Source organism: Streptomyces prasinopilosus (genome assembly GCF_001419695.1).
GTDB lineage: Bacteria > Actinomycetota > Actinomycetes > Streptomycetales > Streptomycetaceae > Streptomyces > Streptomyces prasinopilosus.
In genome coordinates, this window is the sequence record NZ_LIRG01000514.1 from 1 (window position 1) to 2679 (window position 2679).

At 72.7% G+C, this 2679-nt stretch carries 3 protein-coding genes; 1 reads left to right on the forward strand and 2 read right to left on the reverse strand.

Annotation, left to right across the window (positions count from 1 at the left end):
• Positions 1–145: 145 nt before the first annotated feature.
• Both AOK18_RS20770 and AOK18_RS20775 read right to left on the reverse strand, forming a co-directional pair.
• Positions 146–1183: a zinc-dependent alcohol dehydrogenase gene (locus AOK18_RS20770; RefSeq protein ID WP_055695344.1), complete on the reverse strand. Its 1038-nt coding sequence runs from the start codon at positions 1181–1183 to the stop codon at positions 146–148.
• Positions 1180–2343 carry a mandelate racemase/muconate lactonizing enzyme family protein gene (locus AOK18_RS20775; RefSeq protein ID WP_055573866.1) on the reverse strand — a complete coding sequence of 388 codons (1164 nt, stop codon included), beginning with the start codon at positions 2341–2343 and terminating at the stop codon, positions 1180–1182. The genes AOK18_RS20770 and AOK18_RS20775 overlap by 4 nt, the downstream gene beginning before the upstream one ends.
• A gap of 242 nt (positions 2344–2585) precedes the next feature.
• Between AOK18_RS20775 and AOK18_RS35455 the strand changes: the two genes are divergently transcribed.
• The coding region (locus AOK18_RS35455) for an SCO2400 family protein (RefSeq protein WP_420865634.1) at positions 2586–2679 on the forward strand (94 nt) is incomplete at its 3' end.

The following is a 2679-nucleotide window of genomic DNA, read 5'->3' on the forward strand; positions in this document are numbered from 1 at the left end:
CGGGGCGCCCCGCACCGGCGTACGGCCGGCCGTCGCGGGCGGCGCCGTCCGGATCCGGCCGGAGCCGGCCGGATCCGACCGGACCGGGCGGGCTCCGGCGGGCGGTGCCGGGGCCCGCGGTCCCGGCGGGACCCGGACGGCACCCCTAGGGACGCAGCAGCACCTTGCCCACCTTCGGGTCGCCGGACCCCACCAGCCCGATGGCCTCCGAGAACCCGGCCAGCGGCAGCTCGTGCGTGACCAGCGGAAGCGGATCGAGCAGCCCGGCGGCGAACACCCGCACCGTGTGCGCCCAGGCGTCCGGCGGCGCACCGAAGACGGTGTGCACCTCCAGCTGCCGTACGACCAGGTCCGTCGGGTCGAGACCGTCCGCGCCCGGCGCCGGGATGCCCGTCAGGACGAGCCGCCCGCCGCGCCTCAGCAGCGCGGCGGCCGTGCGGGCCGCGCCGGCGGACCCGGCGGTCTCGATCACCACGTCGAAGTCGTCCGGGAGCGGCCGGTCCCGGGTGCGGAAATCGGTGGCACCGTACCGCCTGGCCAGCTCCTCCCGGTCGCCGCGGGTGCCGACGACCAGCAGGTCGGCCGGGGAGCTCGCGCGCAGGAACTGCACCGCGAACATGCCGAGGGTCCCCGTGCCGACCACGGCGACCCGCTCCCCGGGCACGGCGTTCGCCTTGAGCGCGGCGGCGGCGATGCAGGCCGCCGGTTCCAGCAGCGCCGCCGCGGTGAGGTCGGCGTCGTCCGGCAGGACGTGCAGCAGGCGGGCCGGGAGGGTCAGCGTGGCGGCCATCGCCCCCGGCCGGGTGAACCCGGTCTCCTCGTAGCCCGCCGAGCACAGCGTCGTCTCGCCGGCGTGGCAGCGGTCGCACACCTGGCAGTTGCGGAACCCCTCGCCGACGACCTTGCGGCCGGTGAGCGAGGCGGGCACGCCCGCGCCCACCCGCTCCACGGTGCCGGACCACTCGTGGCCCGGCGTGAGCGGGTAGCGCACGTACCCCTCGGGCCGGTTGCCCTGGTACACCTCGCGGTCACTGCCGCAGATGCCGGTCGCGTGCACCCGGACCAGCGCCTCGCCCGGACCGGGCTCGCGCGGCTCGTGCGCGACCAGGCGGTGCGCGCCGGGGCCGTCGACGACGACGGCGACGGAGTCCCCGGCCGCGGGGCCGTCCGCCCGCCCGGTCACTTCGTGCCCTTGGGCCTGCGCTGTTCCCAGCCCTCGGCCCACAGGTCGAAGCGGGCCTGCTGCTGCGGGAACTCGGCCGCCGCGTCGACGTCCAGCTCCACACCGAGGCCGGGGGCGTCGGAGAGGTGGAAGCAGCCGTCCTCCGGGTTCACCTGCGGGGCGCCCTTGACGACCTTCTTGATCTCCGCGTCGGCGAAGTCGTTGAAGTGCTCCAGGATCTTGAAGTTCGGCGAGGTGAAACCGACCTGGAGGGACGCGGCGGTCAGCACCGGGCCGCCGACGTTGTGCGGCGCGACCAGCATGTAGTGGGTCTCGGCGGTCGCGGCGAGCTTGCGCGTCTCCCAGATGCCGCCGATGTGGCCGACGTCCGGCTGCAGGATGTCGACGGCCTGGCTCTCGAACAGCTCGCGGAACTCGATGCGGTCGTGGACGCGTTCGCCGGTGGCGAGGGGGATGTCGACCTTGGCGGCGACCTTCTCCAGCGCCTTGAGGTTCTCCGGCGGCACCGGCTCCTCCAGCCAGGCCGGGTCGAACGGCGCCAGTTCCCGCGCGAGGCGGACGGCGGTGGCGGGGGAGAAGCGGCCGTGCATCTCCAGCATCAGCTCGGTCTCGGGACCGATGGCGTCGCGGACCGCCTCGATCAGGGAGACGGCGTACCGGGTGTCCTTGTGGTCGAGTTCGAAGTGCCCGGTCCCGAACGGGTCGATCTTCAGGGCCCGGTAGCCGCGCTCCACCACCGCCTGGGCGGCCTTGTGGTAGGCCTCCGGGGTGCGCTCGGTGGTGTACCAGCCGTTCGCGTACGCCTTGACCTTGTCGGTCACCCTGCCGCCGAGCAGCTGCCAGACGGGGACGCCGAGGGCCTTGCCCTTGATGTCCCAGCAGGCCATCTCGACGACGGCGATACCGGACATCACGATCTCGCCGGCCCGGCCGAAGTCGCCGTACTTCATCCGGCGGACCAGGTCCTCGACGGCGAACGGGTCCGAGCCGAGAATGTGGTTGACCTCGGCCTCCCTCAGGTACCCCAGGAGGGCGTCGGTGTGCCCGAGCATCCGGGTCTCGCCGACTCCCGTGATCCCCTCGTCGGTGTGCACCTGGACGTACGTCAGGTTGCGCCACGGCGTCCCGACCACGTGTGTGCTGATTCCGGTGATGCGCACGGCAGTTGCCCCTCGCTGCGTTGTGGACCCTGTGATCGTTCGATGGTGCGGTGCGACGCGTTCGAAATTTCGTCACGCGTTCGAAATGCTGGCGTGACAGTAAGGACGGGGCGGTGGGGGTGTCAATGGGTCGCGCGCACAACGGTTTCGACAGTTTCGAAACCTATGGGCGAGCGTCCCTACCAAACCTTCACAGCTCGCTCTAGGAACCGGGTGTGAGCGGAACTTAGCCTTCACGCGACATGGACTACTGCCACCCGTGCCGAAGGCACCTCAACGGCGCTCTCGCCTGCCCTGGGTGCGGCACTCCCGCCGAAACCCCCCCGGCCCGCCCGG